Origin of the sequence: Pseudomonas sp. NPDC077186, from assembly GCF_044543505.1 — a bacterium.
GTDB lineage: Bacteria > Pseudomonadota > Gammaproteobacteria > Pseudomonadales > Pseudomonadaceae > Aquipseudomonas.
Genome location: NZ_JBITWE010000008.1, coordinates 87,005 through 106,266, shown reverse-complemented (window position 1 = coordinate 106,266; position 19,262 = coordinate 87,005). Strand labels below are relative to the sequence as shown.

General features: G+C 66.0%; 18 protein-coding genes. 9 read left to right on the top strand and 9 right to left on the bottom strand.

Annotated elements, in window-relative coordinates:
- Window positions 1-156: 156 nt before the first annotated feature.
- Both ACIGKL_RS23395 and ACIGKL_RS23390 read right to left on the bottom strand, forming a co-directional pair.
- Window positions 157-1,677: an aldehyde dehydrogenase family protein gene (locus tag ACIGKL_RS23395; RefSeq protein ID WP_397488757.1), complete on the bottom strand. Its 1,521-nt coding sequence runs from the start codon at window positions 1,675-1,677 to the stop codon at window positions 157-159.
- A 306-nt stretch (window positions 1,678-1,983) separates the two neighbouring features.
- On the bottom strand, window positions 1,984-3,759 hold the full coding sequence (locus tag ACIGKL_RS23390; RefSeq protein WP_397488756.1) for a methanol/ethanol family PQQ-dependent dehydrogenase: 1,776 nt from the start codon (window positions 3,757-3,759) through the stop codon (window positions 1,984-1,986).
- A gap of 218 nt (window positions 3,760-3,977) precedes the next feature.
- On the opposite strand from ACIGKL_RS23390, the gene ACIGKL_RS23385 reads away from it, so the two are divergent.
- Window positions 3,978-4,364, top strand: coding sequence for a hypothetical protein (locus tag ACIGKL_RS23385; RefSeq protein ID WP_397488755.1), 387 nt, complete (start codon window positions 3,978-3,980; stop codon window positions 4,362-4,364).
- Between the two features lie 159 nt (window positions 4,365-4,523).
- Here the strand turns inward: ACIGKL_RS23385 and ACIGKL_RS23380 are convergent, their stop codons facing one another.
- The 4 genes from ACIGKL_RS23380 to pedF form a co-directional block, all read right to left on the bottom strand.
- On the bottom strand, window positions 4,524-5,456 hold the full coding sequence (locus tag ACIGKL_RS23380) for a quinoprotein relay system zinc metallohydrolase 1 (protein ID WP_397488754.1): 933 nt from the start codon (window positions 5,454-5,456) through the stop codon (window positions 4,524-4,526).
- 538 nt (window positions 5,457-5,994) lie between these two features.
- Window positions 5,995-6,744, bottom strand: a complete 750-nt coding sequence (locus tag ACIGKL_RS23375; RefSeq protein ID WP_397488753.1) for a quinoprotein dehydrogenase-associated SoxYZ-like carrier — start codon at window positions 6,742-6,744, stop codon at window positions 5,995-5,997.
- Window positions 6,745-6,765: 21 nt separating this feature from the next.
- The gene (locus ACIGKL_RS23370) at window positions 6,766-7,638 is read right to left on the bottom strand and encodes a substrate-binding periplasmic protein (protein WP_397488752.1); all 873 of its coding nucleotides are present in this window, start codon (window positions 7,636-7,638) and stop codon (window positions 6,766-6,768) included.
- Window positions 7,639-7,786: 148 nt separating this feature from the next.
- Window positions 7,787-8,206, bottom strand: a complete 420-nt coding sequence (pedF, locus tag ACIGKL_RS23365) for a cytochrome c-550 PedF (RefSeq protein ID WP_397488751.1) — start codon at window positions 8,204-8,206, stop codon at window positions 7,787-7,789.
- Window positions 8,207-8,496: 290 nt separating this feature from the next.
- Between pedF and exaA the strand changes: the two genes are divergently transcribed.
- On the top strand, window positions 8,497-10,359 hold the full coding sequence (gene exaA / locus ACIGKL_RS23360) for a quinoprotein ethanol dehydrogenase (RefSeq protein ID WP_397488750.1): 1,863 nt from the start codon (window positions 8,497-8,499) through the stop codon (window positions 10,357-10,359).
- A 101-nt stretch (window positions 10,360-10,460) separates the two neighbouring features.
- Window positions 10,461-11,114 (top strand): pentapeptide repeat-containing protein, encoded by a 654-nt coding sequence (locus ACIGKL_RS23355; protein ID WP_397488749.1) that lies wholly within the window; start codon window positions 10,461-10,463, stop codon window positions 11,112-11,114.
- 236 nt (window positions 11,115-11,350) lie between these two features.
- On the opposite strand, the gene ACIGKL_RS23350 is transcribed toward ACIGKL_RS23355, so the two are convergent.
- The 3 genes from ACIGKL_RS23350 to ACIGKL_RS23340 are packed head-to-tail and all read right to left on the bottom strand — an operon-like array spanning window position 11,351 to window position 13,714.
- Window positions 11,351-12,001, bottom strand: a complete 651-nt coding sequence (locus ACIGKL_RS23350; RefSeq protein ID WP_397488748.1) for a response regulator — start codon at window positions 11,999-12,001, stop codon at window positions 11,351-11,353.
- On the bottom strand, window positions 11,998-13,263 hold the full coding sequence (locus ACIGKL_RS23345; RefSeq protein WP_397488747.1) for a HAMP domain-containing sensor histidine kinase: 1,266 nt from the start codon (window positions 13,261-13,263) through the stop codon (window positions 11,998-12,000). Before ACIGKL_RS23345 ends, ACIGKL_RS23350 begins: the two co-directional genes overlap by 4 nt.
- Before the next feature lie 13 nt (window positions 13,264-13,276).
- Window positions 13,277-13,714 (bottom strand): copper-binding protein, encoded by a 438-nt coding sequence (locus tag ACIGKL_RS23340; RefSeq protein WP_397488746.1) that lies wholly within the window; start codon window positions 13,712-13,714, stop codon window positions 13,277-13,279.
- Window positions 13,715-13,872: 158 nt separating this feature from the next.
- Between ACIGKL_RS23340 and ACIGKL_RS23335 the strand changes: the two genes are divergently transcribed.
- The 6 genes from ACIGKL_RS23335 to ACIGKL_RS23310 all read left to right on the top strand — a co-directional run bounded on the left by ACIGKL_RS23335 (window position 13,873) and on the right by ACIGKL_RS23310 (window position 19,155).
- Window positions 13,873-15,051, top strand: coding sequence for an ABC transporter substrate-binding protein (locus ACIGKL_RS23335; RefSeq protein ID WP_397488745.1), 1,179 nt, complete (start codon window positions 13,873-13,875; stop codon window positions 15,049-15,051).
- 108 nt (window positions 15,052-15,159) lie between these two features.
- Window positions 15,160-16,125 (top strand): YVTN family beta-propeller repeat protein, encoded by a 966-nt coding sequence (locus ACIGKL_RS23330; RefSeq protein WP_397488744.1) that lies wholly within the window; start codon window positions 15,160-15,162, stop codon window positions 16,123-16,125.
- Complete coding sequence (locus ACIGKL_RS23325) at window positions 16,122-16,970, top strand: ABC transporter ATP-binding protein (protein WP_397488743.1); 849 nt, start codon at window positions 16,122-16,124, stop codon at window positions 16,968-16,970. Before ACIGKL_RS23330 ends, ACIGKL_RS23325 begins: the two co-directional genes overlap by 4 nt.
- Window positions 16,967-17,758, top strand: a complete 792-nt coding sequence (locus ACIGKL_RS23320) for an ABC transporter permease (RefSeq protein WP_397488742.1) — start codon at window positions 16,967-16,969, stop codon at window positions 17,756-17,758. Before ACIGKL_RS23325 ends, ACIGKL_RS23320 begins: the two co-directional genes overlap by 4 nt.
- Window positions 17,759-17,887: 129 nt before the next feature.
- The gene (locus tag ACIGKL_RS23315) at window positions 17,888-18,466 is read left to right on the top strand and encodes a PQQ-dependent catabolism-associated CXXCW motif protein (protein ID WP_397488741.1); all 579 of its coding nucleotides are present in this window, start codon (window positions 17,888-17,890) and stop codon (window positions 18,464-18,466) included.
- A gap of 23 nt (window positions 18,467-18,489) precedes the next feature.
- Entirely contained in the window at window positions 18,490-19,155 is a 666-nt protein-coding gene (locus ACIGKL_RS23310) for a response regulator (protein WP_397488740.1), read from the top strand.
- The last annotated feature ends 107 nt before the right edge of the window (window positions 19,156-19,262 follow it).

Genomic DNA, 19,262 nt, shown 5'->3' with positions numbered 1-19,262 from the left:
GGGATAGCTACGCATCGGCAATAAAAAACGCGGCCGAAGCCGCGTCGCGATAAGGGTCTGCTGCCGTTCAGGCTGATGGCTGCCCGCAGATCCACCCGGGTAGGGTTGCTCGCCGTGCAAAGGGCGGCGCGCCGGAGCGAGCGCGCCGCAGTTGGATCAGAAGAAGCCCAGCGGATTGATGTCATAGCTGACCAGCAGGTTCTTGGTCTGCTGGTAGTGGTCGAGCATCATCTTGTGGGTTTCGCGGCCGACGCCGGACTTCTTGTAGCCGCCGAAGGCAGCATGCGCCGGGTACAGGTGGTAGCAGTTGGTCCACACGCGACCGGCCTTGATCGCCCGGCCCATGCGGTAGGCGACGTTCATGTCGCGGCTCCACACGCCGGCGCCGAGGCCGAATTCGGTGTCGTTGGCGATCGCCAGCGCCTCGGCCTCGTCCTTGAAGGTGGTCACGCCGATCACCGGGCCGAAGATCTCCTCCTGGAACACGCGCATTTCATTGGTGCCCTTGAGCAGGGTCGGCTGGATGTAGTAACCGCTGGCCAGGTCGCCTTCGAGTTGCTCCGCCGCACCGCCGGTGAGCAGCTGGGCGCCTTCCTGCTGGGCGATCTCCAGGTAGCTGAGGATCTTGTCGAACTGCTGCTGCGAGGCCTGGGCGCCGACCATGGTCTCGGTGTCCAGCGGGTTGCCGCGCTTGATCTGTTTGACCTTCTTCATCACCTCGGCCATGAAGGCGTCATAGATCGACTCCTGCACCAGCGCCCGCGACGGGCAGGTGCACACTTCGCCCTGGTTGAAGAAGCCCAGCACCAGGCCTTCGGCGGCCTTCTCGATAAAGGCCGGCTCGGCCTTCATGATGTCTTCGAAGAAGATGTTCGGCGACTTGCCGCCCAGCTCGACGGTGCTCGGGATGATGTTCTCGGCGGCGCATTTGAGGATGTGCGAGCCCACCGGGGTAGAACCGGTGAAGGCGATCTTGGCGATGCGCTTGCTGGTGGCCAGCGCCTCGCCGGCCTCGCGGCCGAAGCCCTGGACGATATTGAGCACGCCCGGCGGCAGCAGGTCGCCGATGATTTCCATCAGCAGGGTGATCGACAGCGGGGTCTGCTCGGCCGGCTTGAGCACCACACAGTTACCGGCGGCCAGGGCCGGAGCCAGTTTCCAGGCGGCCATCAGCAGCGGGAAGTTCCACGGGATGATCTGCCCGACCACGCCCAGCGGCTCGTGGAAGTGATAGGCCACGGTGCCGTCGTTGATCTCGGCGGTGCTGCCTTCCTGGGCGCGGATGCAGCCGGCGAAGTAACGGAAATGATCGGCGGCCAGCGGCACGTCGGCGTTGAGGGTCTCGCGCACGGCCTTGCCGTTGTCCCAGGTCTCGGCCACGGCCAGCAGCTCGAGGTTGGCTTCGATGCGGTCGGCAATCTTCAGCAGGATGTGCGAGCGCTCCTGCACGCTGGTGCGGCCCCAGGCGTCGGCGGCGGCATGCGCAGCGTCCAGCGCCCTGTCGATGTCGGCGGCATTGGAACGGGGAAATTCGGCGATCACCGAGGCGTCGACCGGGCTGGTGTTGCTGAAATACTGGCCACTGAGCGGGGCGACGAATTCGCCGCCGATGTAGTTGCCGTAGCGCGGCTTGAGGCTGACGACGGCGCCTGGGGTACCCGGTTTCGCGTAAATCATGATGCTGACCTCTCTTGTTGTCGGAGCCCGCTGCCAATCGGGGAAGCGAGTCATGGTTCGATCTTAGGAAGCCCCCGGAAACCTCGGTATGCGCCCATGGCACCGATCGTCTCGTCATTTGGTAGTAGAGCGGCGAGCGGTCTGGCACGGGCCTTCGGCAGCGAGATAAGAGGCTATGGACGCTAAAGGCTAGACCCGCCTGCCTGGTCTTGCGCTGCGCCCGGCGGAAATTCTCCCGACGCAGCTTCAGGCGCCGGAAACGACGATGGCCGGACAAGTCCGGCCATCGTCTGGCGTACTAACCGATCAGCGCTTGGCGACCAGCTCCTTCGGCAGCTTGAAGGTCCACAACATGCCGCCCTGGTTCAGGTGCTTGACACGCTTGGCCACCTCGCCGCCCCACAGCGGCACGGCACCGCCCCAGCCGGACAGCACCGAGACGTACTGCTCGCCGTCCATTTCCCAGGTCACCGGCGAGCCGATCACGCCGGAGCCGGTCTGGAATTCCCAGACCTTCTCGCCGGTCTTGGCATTGAAGGCCTGCAGGTAGCCTTCCGGGTTGCCGGTGAACACCAGGTTGCCCTTGGTGGTCAGCACCCCGCCCCACAACGGCGCATAGTTCTTGTGGCGCCAGACTTCCTTGCCGGTCTTCGGATCGATGGCGCGCAGCACGCCGATGTAGTCCTCGTTGAGCGGCTTGATGGTGAAGCCGGCACCCAGGTAGGCCGCGCCCTTCTTGTAGGCGATGTCCTCGTTCCAGATGTCCATGCCCCACTCGTTGGACGGTACGTAGAACAGGCCGGTGTCCTGGCTGTAGGCCATGGGCATCCAGTTCTTCGCGCCGAGGAAGGCCGGTGCGGAGAACACGCTCTTGCCCTTCTCCGCCGCGCTCGGCGAGCCCGGGCGGTTGCTGTCGTCGTAGATCGGCCGGCCATTCTTGTCCAGGCCCTTGGCCCAGGTGATCTTGTCGACGAAGGGGAAGCCACGGATGAACTTGCCGTTGGTGCGGTCGAGCACGTAGAAGAAGCCGTTACGGTCGGCGGTGGCCGCCGCCTTCACGGTCTTGCCGCCTTCCTGATAGTCGAAGGAGATCAGCTCGTTGACGCCGTCGAAGTCCCAGCCGTCGTGCGGTGTGGTCTGGAAGTGCCACTTGATGCTGCCGTCGTCCGGGTTCAGCGCCAGGCGCGAGGACGAGTAGAGGTTGTCGCCGGGACGCAGGTGCGAATTCCACGGCGCCGGGTTGCCGGTACCGAAGAACAGCAGGTTGGTGTCGGCATCGTAGTAGCCGCCCAGCCAGGGCGCGGCGCCGCCGGTCTTCCACAGGTCGCCCGGCCAGGTCTTGCCGGCCTCGCCGCCGCTGATGCCATTCTCGATGGCCTTGCCGTCCTTGTAGACGTAGCCCATGTGACCTTCGACGGTCGGGCGGCTCCACAGCAGCTCGCCGTTCTTCGGATCGTAGGCCTCGATCTTGCCGACCACACCGAATTCGCCGCCGGACACGCCGGTGATCAGCTTGCCGTTGACCACCAGCGGCGCCGCGGTGATCGAATAGCCCGCCTTGTGGTCGGCGACGTTCTTGCGCCACACCACCTTGCCAGTGTCCTTGTTCAGCGCCACCAGCTTGGCGTCGAGGGTGCCGAAGATCACCAGGTCGTCGTACAGGGCGACACCACGGTTGATCACGTCGCAGCAAGGGCGGATGTCGTCAGGCAGACGTGCTTCGTACTGCCACAGCTCGCGCCCGGTGCGCGCATCGACGGCGAATACACGCGAGTAGGAGGCGGTGACGTACATCACGCCGTCCTTGATCAGCGGCTGCGCCTGCTGGCCGCGCTGCTTCTCGCCGCCGAAGGACATGGTCCATACCGGGCGCAGCTCCTTGACGTTCTGCTCGTTGAGGATGCTCAGCGGGCTGTAGCGCTGACCCTGCAGACCGAGGCCGTTGGTGACGATCTCGTCGGTGCTGCTGGCGTCCTTGAGGATTTCGGCGTCGGTGACCGCCAGCGCGGCGGCGGACGGCATCAGCATGGCGGCACAGAGTGCGGTGAGGAGGAAGGGCTGGCGAAGACCGGCGTGTTTCATTGCGGCTACCTCTGCGGGTTCATTGTTATTGCCGGGAAATTTTCCCGGTCTGGCGCAAATTCTTCGCCCACACCCGTCACCCAACAATTGCACCCCCAGCCGATTTTCCTCCTTCCTTGGTAGCAATACCTGCCCCACAGCCTGCGATCATGGCGATTGCGGCAGCCCCGGCTTTGCCCGACACTGGGCCGCCCCGCACCTATTGATCGGAGACGCCCGTGCCCCACCCTCGCCAGGAAATCCTCAACCATCCCGATGCACTGGACTGCACTGTCTATCGCCCCGACGAGCAGGACCCGGACGGCGAGGAGCTGGATCTGGGCGACGCCAAGGTGATCCTCACCGGCGCCTTCGAGCCGCCCGTCGACTGGGATGCGCGCCAGCGCGAGGACTACTTCGGCGAGGAAGATCCTGCGCACTTCGTCACCGCCCATATCGAGTGCCTGGCCAAGCCGGCCACCAAGGCATTCTTCATGGCCGAGAGCGGCGACTACCTGGCCGTGCAGGCCAGCCTGGGCGAAGTGGTGATGTATTACGTCTACGACCACGAAGAAACCGAGCAGGGTCGCCATTACGTGCTGATTCGCGACGACGAGGAGCTCTAGTGGGAGGCGCTGCAGCGGCGATGTCTTCATCCGCCAGTCGCGGCTAAAGCCCCTCCCACAGGGTACTTCCAGCACAAGCTGGTGCGCGCGGCACACCCTACGAGGCTGTGGCCACGTTCGCGTAGGGTGCGCCGTGCGCACCGATGACACCGCAAGTCTCTAATCCTGACGATCCACCCGCCCCATGGCGTTGCGCTCATAGCGCGGGTATAGATGGCTGACGCTACGGATCAGCTCATAGCGCGACAGGTTGACCTGGGCAAAGCGCTCGGGGATGGGGGCGCGGATCAGTTCGTTCATCTCCGCGCCCTGCTCCGCCCCGTCGCACAGCAGCCCGTCGAGCCAACCCAGGTAATCGCGCATCTGCATGAAGGGCGCCGCGTCCATGGTCAGCGGGCCATGGCCGGGTACGATGTGCTGCCACGGCAGCGCTTCTAGCCGGTCCAGGTCGGCCAGCCACACATCCAGCCCGGGGCTGTTCGGCGTGGTCAGCGCGCGCTGGTAGAACAGCAGATCACCGGCGAACAGCACGCCCGTGCGCTCGTCGAGAATCGCCAGGTCGGCGCCGGTATGGCCGCGCAGCGCCAGCAGTTGCAGGCGCCGGCCGCCGATTTCCAGCGTGCCTTCGTGCAGCTCTTCGCTAGGCAGCACCACCTCGGTGCCGCGCATCCAGTCGCCCACCAGGCGGTACATGTTCTCCGCCATGGCGTCGCCCTGCTCGGCCAGCAGCTTGCTGGTGCCCGCTAGCGCGGCGATGGGCACATCGGCGAAGGCCTGGTTGCCCAGCGCATGATCGGGGTGATGGTGGGTCAGCAGCACGCGCACCACCGGTTTGCCGATGGCCTTCTCGATGCTCTGGCGCAGCGCCTCGCCGTAGCGGCGCGACGGGCCGGTATCGATCACCACCACACCGTCCACGGTTTCGATAAAGCCGACGTTGAGGATATTGCCGCCATTGTCCGGCGCAAAGTTGTCGGTGCTGCCCTCCACCAGCCAGACGCCGTCGGCGATCTGCCGGGGTTGCAGCTGGTAGTTCAACTCGGCGTGAGCCAGGCCGATGGCCAGGCATAGCAGCAACAGCATCCAGCGCATGATCTTCCCCCTGTAATCCCAGCCACCGCGCATCAAGGTGGACTCCACTGGCGGCGTGTATCGGTAGGTTGGCGCTGAGCGCAGCGAAGCCCAACGCCGTGTTGCAGCACGGCATCTCGCGACATGACGCGTTGGGCTTCGGTGCTGCGCACCTCAACCCAACCTACGTGCCCCCACCGCGTATTACGGTGGACCCCACTTGGTGGTCTGCGTCGGTAGGTTGGCGCTGAGCACAGCGAAGCTCAACGCCGTGTTGCAGCACGGCATCTCGCGACATGGCGCGTTGGGCTTCGGCGCTACGCATCTCAACCCAACCTACGTGCCCCCACCGCGTATTACGGTGGACCCAACTGGTGGCCTGCGTCGGTAGGTTGGCGCTGAGCACAGCGAAGCCCAACGCCGCATGGCGCCACGGTATCTCGCGACATGGCACGTTGGGCTTCGGCGCTACGCACCTCAACCCAACCTACGTGCTCAACCCAACCTACGTGCTCCGGCTTCTTGTAGGAGCCGCGCCCCGCGGCGAATAGAGCCCTGGTCAGAACGCGGCCTGGAATTCGTTGCCGTTGTTGTCGCGCAACCACAGCGCGGCAGGCTGCTTGCCGCGCAGGTCGAAGCTCAGCGTGGGGTTCTCACTGACTGCCGGGAACAGCTCGATACGTCCCAGCACCTGCCCGTCCTCGCCGCGCAGTTCGGCCTGCTCGATGTAGAACTCGGGGATGCCGCCGACCAGGCCGTTGTCCATCGGGTGGGAAACCTGCAAACGCAGGCGGCTGTGCTCGCCACGCACGAAGCGCTTTCCCAGCACCTGGCCCAGGCGCTCCTCCCAACCGGCTTCGGCGCGCACCACGCTGGGCGCCGTGCAGCCGCCGCCGGCGGCATCCACCTGCGCCGAGCCGATATGCCAGAGGCCATCGTCGGTCAGCACCGCAGCGCGGATCGGCGTGGCCTGTTCGACGCGAATGCGAATGGCCAGGCTCGGCTCCAGCAGCTCGCCCGGTGCGAAGTCGAAGATCTGCGCGATGGGATTGAGCTCGGCCCAGGCCAGGATGCGCTTGACCCTGCCGCGGTAGGCGCTGGCGTCGATCTGGATCGGCACCTGGCGCGCGTCCTCGGCGAAGGGCGGCACCTCGAGGCGAATCTGGTCGTCGAAGACGAAAGGCTCCCCGCCCAGCAGGCGCTGGTGATGGTAGTCCCACATCACCGAGCTGATCGGATCGGGCGCGGCGGCCCGCGCTTCCCAGGCCCAGGCAAACAGGGCCAGCAACACCAGGGTCCGCCAATCCATCGTCCACCTCCGGCTCGCGCCCTATTGGTATTGTTCAGGCTTCTCGTAGCGCAGCCCGTAGCGCGCATACAGGCGCTCGAGCGAGCCATCGAGGATCAGGTTTTCCAGCTGCTCCTCGACCGCGTAGGCCAGCTGGCGATTGCTTTCGTGCACCGCCATGCCAATTTCCCAGATCTGCCGGCCCATGTCCGGGTAGGCGTTCTCGGCCAGTGCCAGTTGCGGGTCATCGGCCTCGTGCACCAGCCAGTCCACCTCGCCACGCAGCGCCATCACCGCATCCACCTCGCCGGCCCGCATGGCGGCGAAGGCTAGCTGCGGCGTCGGGTAGTGATGGGCCTGCTTGCTGAGCATGCCGCCCTTGAACGAGCTGAGGTAGAACGAGGGCACGCTCTCCACCTCCACCCCCACCGGATGCTGGCGCAGCACGGCGATGCTCGGCACCTCGGCCAGCCGGCGGCGGTCATGGGCCAACTGCCAGCGCTCGCGCTGGTAAGGGCCGAACATCACCACCAGCTCGTTGATCAGCTCGCCCAGCTCGTTGCGCTTGTAGGAGAACTCGCGGTCGTAGGGCACGCGCAGCATCAGGTCGGCCAGCTCGCCCTGCGCGGTGACGCGGCCGCGCCAGATATAGTCGCGCAGATCATCATCGAGCTTTTCACCCGGCGGCGCCCACATCACTTCCAGCTGCAGCCCAAGCCCTTCGGCCAACGCCTTGGCCAGCTCGTAGTCGACGCCACGCGGCTGACCGTCCTGCTCGTAGCTGTAGGGCGGGAAGTTCTGGTACAGCGCCACGCGCAGGGTGCCCGACTCGCTGATGCGATCGAAGTCGCGCACCTGCGCCTGGGCAGTGCCCAGGCCTAGCAGCAGGCCACACAGGAGAATCAGCCGGCGCATGACGCGAGCGCTTATGAAGAAATCGTCGCCAGCAATGGCAGGTCGCGCTGAGCCTGCGCGCAGCAAGCGGAATGTATTGAAATACATGAGCATTGCGAGCACCGCCGGAGCGCGAGATGCCGAGCGCAGCAGATTTATCATCAAGCGCTTACTCCTCGACGTGCACGCTCTCCAGATAGGTACGCACCGCCCACAGCGCTTCCTGGCTGAGGAAGTCGGCCATCTTCGGCATGTACACGCGGCCATCGCGCACCGCACCGTTGATCACCCGTTCCTTGTACCACTCGTCACCCATGGCACCCAGCTCGAGCAGGCGCAGGTCCGGGGCGATACCGCCGGACTTGGCTTCCAGGCCGTGGCAGGCGGCGCAGTTCTGGTTGTAGGCAGAAGAGCCGATCTCGATGGCGCGCGGGTTGTCGCGATAGGGGTTCTCGTCCAGCCATTGCTCACCGAGCGGTTCCAGGCCATCGGTGTTCACCGCCTGCGGTACCACATCACCGTGCGCCCAGAGGTTGGTCGCTGCGGCGAGCAACAGCAGCGCCAGGGTGGATTGGATCTTCTTGTTCATGGCTAGGCCCTCATCTAATGCACGCAAGACAGCCCTTACAGAGCTCGTGGCGACCATCTTAGAAAGGCCGTGCAACGCGCCGAATGCTGCTTTGGTGGTCGCGTTCTAGTCCCTTGGTAGTAGGGCTTGTGAGGGGGTGTTGGCGATGCCTTGGCAGCAAGGCCAAGTCATGGGCCGACCGGGAAATCCTCCCGGCAAAGGCGGGAGTTTTTCCGTAGGCGCAAAGGTGGCCGGGTTCCACCATCGGCTTGCCACTGCGGCGACCACTTTCTTCAACGGGAAGCACAACCATGACAACAAGAAACCTACCCAGCACCCCGCGCCCCCTGGCGCTTGCCCTGATGCTGGCTGGCGGCCTGGCGCTGAGCCAGGGGGCGTTGGCCAAACCGGTCACCTGGGACGACATTGCCAATGACCATCTCACCACCAGCAACGTGCTGCAGTACGGCATGGGCACCAACGCCCAGCGCTGGAGCCCACTGGCTCAGGTCAACGCCGACAATGTGTTCAAGCTGACCCCGGCCTGGAGCTACTCCTTCGGTGACGAGAAGCAGCGCGGCCAGGAATCCCAGGCCATCATCCACGACGGCGTGGTCTACGTGACCGGCTCCTACTCACGCGTGTTCGCCCTCGACGCCAAGACCGGCAAGCGCCTGTGGGCCTACAGCCACCGCCTGCCCGACGACATCCGCCCATGCTGCGACGTGGTCAACCGTGGCGCCGCCATCTATGGCGACAAGATCTACTTCGGCACCCTCGACGCCCGCGTCGTGGCGCTGAACAAGGACACCGGCAAGGTGGTGTGGAACAAGAAGTTCGGCGATCACTCGGCCGGCTACACCATGACCGGCGCGCCGACCATCGTCAAAGATGGCAAGACCGGCAAGGTACTGGTCATCCACGGCAGCTCCGGCGATGAATTCGGCGTGGTCGGCAAGCTGTTCGCCCGCGATCCGGAGACTGGCGAAGAAGTCTGGATGCGTCCGTTCGTCGAAGGCCACATGGGCCGCCTCAATGGCAAGGACAGCACCCCGACTGGCGACATCAAGGCGCCGAGCTGGCCGGATGACCCCAACCACCCGACCGGCAAGAAGGAAGCCTGGAGCCAGGGCGGTGGTGCGCCGTGGCAGAGCGCCAGTTTCGATGCCGAGACCAACACCATCATCATCGGCGCCGGCAACCCGGCACCTTGGAACGGTTGGGCGCGCACCAGCGACGGCGGCGATCCCAAGGACTACGACAGCCTCTACACCTCCGGCCAGGTCGGCGTCGACCCCACCACCGGTGAAGTGAAGTGGTTCTACCAGCACACCCCCAACGACGCCTGGGACTTCTCCGGCAACAACGAGCTGGTGCTGTTCGACTACAAGGACAAGGACGGCAAGGTCACCAAAGCCACCGCCCACGCCGACCGCAACGGCTTCTTCTACGTGGTCGACCGCAGCAACGGCAAACTGAAAAATGCCTTCCCCTTCGTCGACAAGATCACCTGGGCCAGCCACATCGACCTGGAAACCGGTCGCCCGGTGGAAGTCGAAGGCCAGCGTCCGCCCAAGCCCAAGCCCGGTGAAAGCAAGGGTGAAGTGGTCGAAGTCTCCCCACCCTTCCTCGGCGGCAAGAACTGGAACCCGATGGCCTACAGCCAGGACACCGGCCTGTTCTACGTCCCGGCCAACCACTGGAAGGAAGACTACTGGGCCGAGGAAGCCACCTACAAAAAGGGCTCCGCCTACCTGGGCATGGGCTTCCGTATCAAGCGCCTGTATGACGACCACGTCGGCATCCTGCGCGCGATGAACCCGACCACCGGCAAGGTCGCCTGGGAACACAAGGAGCGCCTGCCGCTGTGGGCCGGGGTGCTGGCCACCAAGGGCAACCTGGTGTTCACCGGCACCGGCGACGGCTACTTCAAGGCCTTCGATGCCAAGAACGGCAAGGAGCTGTGGAAGTTCCAGGTCGGCACCGGAATCATCTCCCCGCCCGTTACCTGGGAACAGGACGGCGAGCAGTACATCGGCGTAACCGCCGGCTACGGCGGTGCCGTACCTCTCTGGGGTGGCGACATGGCCGACCTGACCAAACCGGTCGCCCAGGGCGGTTCCTTCTGGGTGTTCAAGCTGCCGAGCTGGGACAAGACCACCGCCAAACGCTAAAGGCTGAACGCATGGCGCACCGTAGGGTGCGCCATGCACGCTGCCTGTGGGAGGGGCTTTAGCCGCGACCGCCTCACCAATAACCACCCCGAGGTACTGCCATGAACTACCTGCCTCTGCTTATCCCGGTTCTGCTACTGGTCATCGGCAGCCACGCCATCGGCGCCGAGAGCGACGGCGTGCCGCAGATCAACGGCTGCCGCATCGAACCCGACAGCCAATGCCCCAACGCCAACCTGCGCGGCGCCGACCTGCGCAACCTGGACATGCGCCGCATGAATCTTTCCGGCGCCGACCTTTCCGGCGCGGACCTGCGCCACGTCAACCTCGACCTGGCCAATCTGGAAAAGGCCAAGCTGCGCGGCGCCAAACTCAACCGCGCCAGCCTGCAACAGAGCAACCTGCGCCTGGCCGACCTGTCCGGCGCCAGCCTGGTGGCCATCAGCGGCTGGGGCCTGTTCGCCCAGGCCGCGCAGTTCGAAGGCGCCGACATGCGCGCCGCCAACCTGGAGTTCGCCCGCCTCTCCGGCGCCAAGCTGCACAACGTCCAACTGCAGGCGGCCAATCTGGAAATGACCTGGCTGAGCAAGGCCGATCTGAAAGGTGCGCATCTGGAAGACGCCAACCTGCAGGAAGTGAAGCTCGGCGGCTCCAACCTAGAGAACGCCAACCTCACCGGTGCCCGCACCCGCTTCGGCAACTTCCAGGACGCCAACATGCCCGGCTGCGTGCAATGCCCCAAGGGCTGGGACTGATCCCCGCCCGTAAGCCCACCCAAACACCGTAGGGCGGGCCGGGCGGCGATCCGCTTCAGCCCACCAACAGAGCGCACAGCCAACACCAACCCGTCCTCTACCCCGTAGGAGCGGCTGGGAGGCATTTCGCTTCAGCCGCGAAGCGCTCATGAACATCGCGGCTGAAGCCGCTCCTACGGTCTGCGGCCGAACGCTGATTTGCGTAGGAGCGGCTTCAGCCGCGAACCCACCCTGAATCAGGCACTCTCCAACCCCACCCTTACCACCCCACTATCAATCGCCAGATGCACCAGCTCCGCCTGCGAGCTGATCTGCAGTTTGTTCTTCACCAGGGTCTGGTAGTTGGACAGGGTCTTGGCGCTGATGCATAGCTTCTCGGCGATCTGCCGGGGTGGCAGGCCGCGGGCGAGCATGACGAAGATTTCGAACTCGCGCTGGGTCAGCTCGCGCAGGCGTGGGTCGAGGCCGTCGCTGCTGGCGGGGTTGCAGGCCAGTTGGGTGGCCAGTTGCTGCTCGATATAGGCGTGGCCGGCGGAGGTGCGTTTGACCGCCTCCACCAGCACTTCCGGCGAGGAGTTCTTGGTCAGGTAGCCGATGGCGCCGGCGTCCAGTGCCTGGCGTACCAGGGGTAGTTCGTCATGCATGCTGAAGAACAGCACGCGCAGTTGTGGCAGGCGCTGGCGCAGGCGCCGGGTGGTTTCCAGGCCGCTGATGCCGGGCAGGCCGATATCCATGATCACCAGGTTGGGAATCTCTTCCTGCACCCGCTGCAACGCCTGCTCACCGTCGCACGCCTCGCGCAGTTGCACGTCCGGCAACAGGGCGCGCAGCAGGCTGGCGTAGCCCTGACGCACCACGGCGTGGTCATCTACCAGTAGAACCTTCATCGCGTTGCCTCCAGAGGAATATTCAGGCACAGCGCCCAGCCGGCTTGCGGGCGACTGTGCAGGCGCAGCTCGCCGCCCAGGCTGCGGCTGCGTTCGCGCATCGAGCGCAGGCCGATGCCGGGGCGCAGCGGCAGTGCCGTGCCCTGGCCGTTATCGCGCACCAACAGGCGCAGGCCCTGGCCACGGCGTTGCAGGCGAATGCGCACTTCGCTGGCATCGGCATGGCGAGCGACATTGGTCAGCGCCTCCTGCACCAGCCGATAGAGATGGGCCTTGCTCGCCAGCGGCAGGCTTGGCAGTTGTTCGCTCAGTTGCAGGCGGCAGCGAATGCCTTGCGCCTGCTGCCAGTCGGCGGCCAGTTGCTGCAGCGCCGGGCCGAGTTCCAGACGCTCCAGCACCACCGGGTAGAGGTCGCGGATCAGGCTGCGAAAGCCCTGCTGCAGGCGCTCGCAGTTGTCGTCGAGCAGGCGCGCGGTGTCCTGCACCTGCTGCGGCCGGTCGGCGATCACCTTGAGCAGGCAGGCCTGGGCGCGGATGCCGCTGAGGTACTGGCCGAGGTCGTCGTGCAGGGTCTGGCCGAGGCGCGTGCGCTCGCGCTCCTGCAGCTCCAGCAGCGCCTGGGTCAGCTCGGCGTTGTCCGCCTGCACCTGCTGCAGGGTGGTGGCCATGGCGTTGAAGTGCCCGGCCAGGCGCTGCGCCTCGGCCAGGCCGTGGTGTTGCAGGCGGATGTCGAAGCGGCCGGCGCCGACCTGGCCCAGGGCGGCCAGCAGCTCGTCGAGCACGCCCAGGCCGCTGCGCACGGCAAAGCGGATGGTCAAAAGGCTCAAGGCCAAGGCGAAGGCGCTGAGCAGCAGCAGTTGCAGCAGCGAGTCCTGGATCTCCTCGATCTCGTCAAAGGGATCGAGGACGATGCGCAGTTCGCGACCATCGTCCAGTGGCCAGACGTCGGCCACCAGCGACGATGAACCCAGCAGGCGCTCGGCGATCCAGTGTTCGATGGCACTCTCGCTCTGCACCTTGGGTTGCTCGCCCGGCTGCAGCCAGCTGACACGGATATGCCGCAGGTTGTCGGTCAGTTCGGGGCGCAGGCTGGCAGGGTTGTTGCGCGCCACTTCGCCCAGGTATTCGACCACCGCCTCGGCCGCCAGCAACTCGCGGCGCACGTCGTGGCTGGCCTGGCGCAGCAGCAGCGCCAAGCCGGCCAGGGTCACCAGCACGAACAGCAGGCTGACGCCGAGGTTGATGCGGCCGAGGGCGGTCATCTACTTGACCACGCTACTTGACCACGAAGTGACCGAGCATGCCCTTGCCTTCCAGGCCCTTGGCATAGAAGCGGAACTTGCCCGGCTTGACCGGCAGGAAGAAGATCTGCGCCTCGCCGGCGTCCTCGAACTCCAGCTCGGTGAGGGTCACCGCCTTGATCTCAACGCCGCCGGCCTCGACCTTGCGCAGGTAGATGGACGTGGCGAACTCGGGCGCCTGGAAGGCGTATTCCTTCTGCCCGCTGGCGATGATCTTGAGCTGGTAAGCCTGGCCGGTCTGCAGCTGGTACTCGCTCTGCGACATGGCGTAGTCGCTTTCCTCGTTGCCCAGCACCAGGTCGGGCAAGGCAACCGGCCGGCGGGTCATGTCGCCGGCGGCGTGTAGGCTGTCGACGCCGAGCAGGCTAAGGATCAGCAGCAGCGGCAGCGTAAGGACTTTGATGATGCGCATGGGGGTTCACCTGTTGTTTTTATGGGCCTGGTGACCATGCTAGGGAGCGGACGACCTTTGCGGTTTACTACCTTGGTACCGGCGCACTGGTACTTTGGGCATATTTCCCGAGGCGGGGGCTGTTCCTATGCTGGGGCCATCCGACCGGGAGCCGCCCCATGCGCCAGATTCGCCAGTCCGCCCTGCTAGTTCTCGCCCTGCTCTGCGCCGGCGTCGCCTGCGCCAATGAGCTGCAGGTGCGCATCGGCTACCTGGCCCACCTGCCGCCGCGCGGCCCGCTGCTGTCCAATGTCATCCCCGAGCCGCTCGATGCCGGCCGCCGCGGCGCCGAGCTGGCGATTGCCGACAGCAACAGCACAGGACGCTTCCTCAAGCAGGGCTACAGCCTGGAAAGCGTCGAGCATGAGGATGCGGACGAACTGCTCGCCGCCGCCCAGCGGCAGCACCAGGCCGGCATTCGCCTATTTGTGATCAACGCCCCCGCCGCTACCCTGCGCCAGCTCAGCCAGCGCCTACCGGACAGCCTGCTGCTCAACGCCGGCAGCGCCGACGACGGCCTGCGCCGCGAGCAGTGCCTGGGCAACGTGCTGCACACCCTGCCCAGCCGCGCCATGCTGGCCGACGCCCTGGCGCAGTTTCTCGCCGTGCGCAAATGGACGCGCTGGCTGCTGGTGACCGGCAACACCGCGGACGACCTCGCCTACGCCGACGCGCTCAGGCGTGCGGCCAAGCGTTTCGGCCACAAGATAGTCGCCGAGAAGCCCTGGAGCTTCGACAACGACCAGCGCCGCAGCGCCCAGGCGGAGATGCCGCTGTTCACCCAGGCCAGCGAGTACGACGTGGTGCTGGTGGCCGACGAGCGCGGCGACTTCGGCGAGTACCTGCCCTACAACACCTGGTACCCGCGCCCGGTAGCCGGCACCCAGGGCCTGACCCCGACCGCCTGGCACAAGACGGTGGAGACCTTCGGCGCCGCGCAGTTGCAGAAGCGTTTCGAAGAGCTGGCCGGACGCTGGATGAACGACCGCGACTTCGCCGCCTGGATGGCCGTGCGCAGCCTGGCCACGGCCATCACCAAACAGCGCGACGTCGACCCGCAGTCCATCCGCCGCCTGCTGCTGAACGAACAACTGCCGCTGGACGGCTTCAAGGGCCGCAAGCTGAGCTTCCGCCCGTGGAACGGCGAGCTGCGCCAGCCCATCGCGCTGGTGCACCCGCGCGCCCTGGTCAGCAGCTCGCCGCAGGAGGGGTTCCTGCACCCGCACAACGAAATGGACAGCCTCGGCTACGACCGCCCGGAAGTGAGCTGCGATCTGGCCGGTACGCCGCATGGATAGCCCCTGTGGGGGGCGCTTCAGCGGCGACTGTCGCGGCTAAAGCCCCTCCCACAGATCAACCCCCGCCTAAACCCGGCCGCAAACGACCATAACAAGAGGATCAACCCCATGCGCCTTACCCCTCTCGCCTGCGCCGTCGCCTTCGGCCTGGCCTGCCACTCGGCCCTGGCCGCCACCGCCTATGTGTCCAACGAGAAGGACGACAGCATCAGCGTGATCGACCTGGACAGGCTGGAGGTCACCGCCACTCTGGCCGTCGGCATGCGCCCGCGCGGGCTGCTGCTGTCCTCCGACAACAAGCTGCTCTATATCTGCGCCAGCGATTCGGACCGGGTGCAGGTGATGGACCTGGCCACGCGCCAGATCGTCAAGGAGCTGCCCTCCGGCGCCGACCCCGAACAGTTCGCCCTGCACCGCAACGACCGCTGGCTGTACATCTCCAACGAGGACGATGCGCTGGTCACCGTGGTCGACACCCAGAGCGACGAGGTGCTGGCGCAGATCGAGGTGGGCGTCGAGCCCGAAGGCATGGCGGTCAGCCCGGACGGCAAGTGGGCGGTCAACACCAGCGAGACCACCAACATGCTGCACTGGATCGATACCAGCACCCAGCAACTGGTGGACAACACATTGGTCGACCAGCGCCCGCGCCACGTCGAGTTCGACCAGGACGGCAAGCGCCTGTGGGCCTCGGCCGAAATCGGCGGCACGGTCACGGTGCTGGACGTCGAGGCGCGCGAGATCCTCAAGGTGCTGCGCTTCGAGATCAAGGGTGTGCACCCGGACAAGGTGCAGCCGGTGGGGGTCAAGCTCTCGGGCGACGGCAAGTACGCCTTCGTCGCCCTCGGCCCGGCCAACCATGTGGCGGTGGTCGATGCCAAGAGCTACGAGGTACTCGACTACCTGTTGGTGGGCCGGCGCGTCTGGCATATGGCCTTTACCCCGGATCAGCAGCGCCTGCTGACCACCAACGGGGTCAGCGGCGACGTCTCGGTGATCGACGTGGATACGCTCAAGGTGAGCAAGTCGATCAAGGTCGGCCGCTACCCCTGGGGCGTGGTGGTAACGCCATGAACGCCCTGCAGGTGAGCGGCGTCGGCTTCGCCTATGGCGCACGCCAGGCGCTGCATGGTCTGGATTTCGAGCTGGCACCCGGCCGCTTCGCTGCCCTGCTCGGGCCCAACGGCGCCGGCAAGTCCACCCTGATCGCCCTGCTCACCCGCCTGTACGACCTGCAGAGCGGCGACATCCGCATCTTCGGCCACAGCCTGGCCCGCGAACCGCGCCAGGCGCTGCGCCAGCTCGGCGTGGTGTTCCAGCAGAGCACCCTGGACCTGGATCTCTCGGTGCAGCAGAACCTCGCCTACCACGCCGCCCTGCACGGCCTGCCCAGGCGCCAGGCCAACGCCCGTATCGACGAGGAGCTCCAGCGCCAGGACCTCGGCGAGCGCCGGCACGACAAGGTACGCACGCTCAACGGCGGCCACCGCCGCCGCGTGGAGATCGCCCGCGCCTTGCTGCATCAGCCGCGCCTGCTGCTGCTCGACGAAGCCAGCGCCGGGCTCGACCCGGCCAGCCGCCTGGCGCTCGGCCGCCACGTGCGCCACCTGTGCCGCGAGCAGGGTCTGTGCGTGCTGTGGACCACCCATCTGCTGGACGAGATCGAACCGAGCGACGAACTGCTGATCCTGCACCGCGGCGAGCGCGTGGCCCGCGGCAAGGCCGCCGAATTCGGCGACCTGGCCACCAGCTTCGCCCGCCTGACCGGCGACGAGGCCCTCGGCCGCGGCTATGTGCGCGAGGCGATTCGGCCCAATGGTGGGAGGGGCTTCAGCCGCGAGATCCACGATATCGAAGAGCTCGCGGCTAAAGCCCCTCCCACAAATCCCGTGGGTTCCGCAAAGGAAGCACAAGCATGAGCGCCTACTGGCACTGCCTGCGCGGCATAGTCCTGCGCGAATGGCTGCGCTTCGTGCTGCAGCGCTCGCGCTTTCTCAGCGCCCTGGTGCGGCCGTTGCTGTGGCTGCTGGTATTCGCCGCCGGCTTTCGCGCCGCGCTGGGCATCGCCATCATCGAGCCCTACGACACCTACATCACCTACGACACCTACATAGTGCCCGGCCTGGCCTGCATGATTTTGCTGTTCAACGGCATGCAGGGCTCGCTGGCGATGGTCTACGACCGCGAGATGGGCAGCATGCGCGTACTGCTCACCAGCCCGCTGCCGCGCGCCTTCCTGCTCGCCGCCAAGCTGCTGGCCACCGCGCTGATCTCGCTGCTGCAGGTCTATGCCTTTCTCGCCATCGCCTGGGTCTACGGCGTGCAGCCGCCGGCCTGGGGCCTGCTCGCCGCCTTGCCGGCGCTGCTCTTGGTGGCGCTGCTGCTCAGCGCCCTGGGCCTACTGCTGTCCAACGGCATCCGCCAACTGGAGAACTTCGCCGGGGTGATGAATTTCGTCATCTTCCCGCTGTTCTTCCTGTCCTCTGCGCTCTACCCGCTGTGGAAGATGCGCGAATCCAGCGAGTGGCTGTACTGGCTGTGCGCGCTCAACCCCTTCACCCATGCCGTGGAGCTGGTGCGCAACGCCCTCTACCTGCGCCTGCACCTCGATGCCCTGCTGATCTGCAGCGGCCTGACCCTGCTGCTGACGCTGCTCGCCGTGGCCAGCTTCAACCCGCAGCACGCGGCGCTGCGCAAGACGGGTTGAGCCCACTTCTGGCCGCTGGCCATTACGACTTCTACTACTTTGGTACTGCTTTTGCTCTCCATCGTAGAATTTCCAACGCAGCAGTCCGGGCCTCTAATACCCCCATAAAAAGAACAGAGGCCCACGCTCATGAAACACTGCCTTGCCCTGCACGCGGGGCTGCTCCTCGGCACCAGCCTGCTAGCGCCCCTGACGCTGGCCGAGGTCGCCCTGTTCGCCGCCGACGGCTATCGCCAGACCCAATACCGCAGCCCCACTCCGGCCGCCCTCGACGGCGCGCGCACCCTCGACACCCCGGCCCTGCAACGCCTGCTGCGCGAACAGCCGCACACCCGCCTGATCGACGTCTACCGCCGCCCCTGGTTGAATGGCCGCTTCATCGAGGACCAGGCCCACGCCAACCTGCCCGGCAGCCTGTGGCTGGCCAATACCGGCGACGGCCGGCTCGAGCCGCGCTGGCAGCGCTACTTCGAGACCCACCTGCGCAATATCAGCCAGGGCGACCCGGACTGGCCGCTGGTGTTCTACTGCCGCTCCGACTGCTGGCTGAGCTGGAACGCCACGCGCCGCGCCCACCGCCTGGGCTACCGCCAGCTGTACTGGTACCGTGACGGCATCGACGCCTGGCAGCAGGCCGGCCTGCCCCTGGTGCCCGCCCAGCCGGCCGAGCTGCCCGGCGCTTTCTTCATCCCCAACGCCGCACCATAATCACAACAACGAGGTGAAAGGCCATGTACAAGATTCTGATTGCCGACGACCACCCGCTGTTTCGCGAGGCCATCCACAACGTCATCGCCGACGGCTTCCCCGGCAGCGAGATCATGGAGACCGCCGACCTGGACAGCGCCCTGGAGCTGACCCAGGCGCACGACGATCTCGACCTGATCCTGCTCGACCTGAACATGCCCGGCATGCACGGCCTGGGCGGGCTGATGAACCTGCGCAACGAGGCGCCGACCATCCCGGTGGTGATCGTCTCCGCCGAGCAGGACAAGCAGATCGTGCTGCAGGCCATCACCTACGGCGCAGTGGGCTTCATCACCAAGTCCTCGCCGCGGGCGCAGATGACCGAGGCCATCGCGCAGATCCTCGACGGCAACGTCTACCTGCCGCCGGACATCATCCGTGCGCAGAAGAGCGGCGGCCACCGCCACCACGCCGACCACCCCAGCATCCCGCCGGAGCTGCTGCAGGCGCTGACGCGCAAGCAGCTCTTGGTGCTCGAACGCATGACCAAGGGCGAATCGAACAAGCAGATCGCCTACAGCCTGGATATCGCCGAAACCACGGTCAAGGCGCATGTCTCGGCGATCCTGCGCAAGCTCGGCGTGCACAACCGGGTGCAGGCCATCCTCTCCGCCGGCGACATCGACTTCGCCGCCTATCTGCGCCGCTGATCCGCGGTGCCAGAGCGTTCCTACCGCTGCCTAGGGAAACGCTGAAATAGCCGGGCGCAGGCGGGACAGCAGCTTTATCGCTGAACAGCGCTTGCGCTGGCCCGCAG

What these genes read in the sequence shown, in the direction of transcription:
- ACIGKL_RS23315 (WP_397488741.1), top strand. Translation starts at nt 17,888, where the DNA reads ATGAAACACTGCCTTGCCCTGCACGCGGGGCTGCTCCTCGGCACCAGC.
- ACIGKL_RS23380 (WP_397488754.1), bottom strand. Translation starts at nt 5,456, where the DNA reads ATGCGCTGGATGCTGTTGCTGCTATGCCTGGCCATCGGCCTGGCTCAC.
- ACIGKL_RS23350 (WP_397488748.1), bottom strand. Translation starts at nt 12,001, where the DNA reads ATGAAGGTTCTACTGGTAGATGACCACGCCGTGGTGCGTCAGGGCTAC.
- ACIGKL_RS23395 (WP_397488757.1), bottom strand. Translation starts at nt 1,677, where the DNA reads ATGATTTACGCGAAACCGGGTACCCCAGGCGCCGTCGTCAGCCTCAAG.
- ACIGKL_RS23330 (WP_397488744.1), top strand. Translation starts at nt 15,160, where the DNA reads ATGCGCCTTACCCCTCTCGCCTGCGCCGTCGCCTTCGGCCTGGCCTGC.
- ACIGKL_RS23335 (WP_397488745.1), top strand. Translation starts at nt 13,873, where the DNA reads ATGCGCCAGATTCGCCAGTCCGCCCTGCTAGTTCTCGCCCTGCTCTGC.
- ACIGKL_RS23390 (WP_397488756.1), bottom strand. Translation starts at nt 3,759, where the DNA reads ATGAAACACGCCGGTCTTCGCCAGCCCTTCCTCCTCACCGCACTCTGT.
- ACIGKL_RS23320 (WP_397488742.1), top strand. Translation starts at nt 16,967, where the DNA reads ATGAGCGCCTACTGGCACTGCCTGCGCGGCATAGTCCTGCGCGAATGG.
- ACIGKL_RS23355 (WP_397488749.1), top strand. Translation starts at nt 10,461, where the DNA reads ATGAACTACCTGCCTCTGCTTATCCCGGTTCTGCTACTGGTCATCGGC.
- ACIGKL_RS23310 (WP_397488740.1), top strand. Translation starts at nt 18,490, where the DNA reads ATGTACAAGATTCTGATTGCCGACGACCACCCGCTGTTTCGCGAGGCC.
- ACIGKL_RS23325 (WP_397488743.1), top strand. Translation starts at nt 16,122, where the DNA reads ATGAACGCCCTGCAGGTGAGCGGCGTCGGCTTCGCCTATGGCGCACGC.
- ACIGKL_RS23345 (WP_397488747.1), bottom strand. Translation starts at nt 13,263, where the DNA reads ATGACCGCCCTCGGCCGCATCAACCTCGGCGTCAGCCTGCTGTTCGTG.
- ACIGKL_RS23370 (WP_397488752.1), bottom strand. Translation starts at nt 7,638, where the DNA reads ATGCGCCGGCTGATTCTCCTGTGTGGCCTGCTGCTAGGCCTGGGCACT.
- ACIGKL_RS23375 (WP_397488753.1), bottom strand. Translation starts at nt 6,744, where the DNA reads ATGGATTGGCGGACCCTGGTGTTGCTGGCCCTGTTTGCCTGGGCCTGG.
- ACIGKL_RS23340 (WP_397488746.1), bottom strand. Translation starts at nt 13,714, where the DNA reads ATGCGCATCATCAAAGTCCTTACGCTGCCGCTGCTGCTGATCCTTAGC.
- pedF (WP_397488751.1), bottom strand. Translation starts at nt 8,206, where the DNA reads ATGAACAAGAAGATCCAATCCACCCTGGCGCTGCTGTTGCTCGCCGCA.
- exaA (WP_397488750.1), top strand. Translation starts at nt 8,497, where the DNA reads ATGACAACAAGAAACCTACCCAGCACCCCGCGCCCCCTGGCGCTTGCC.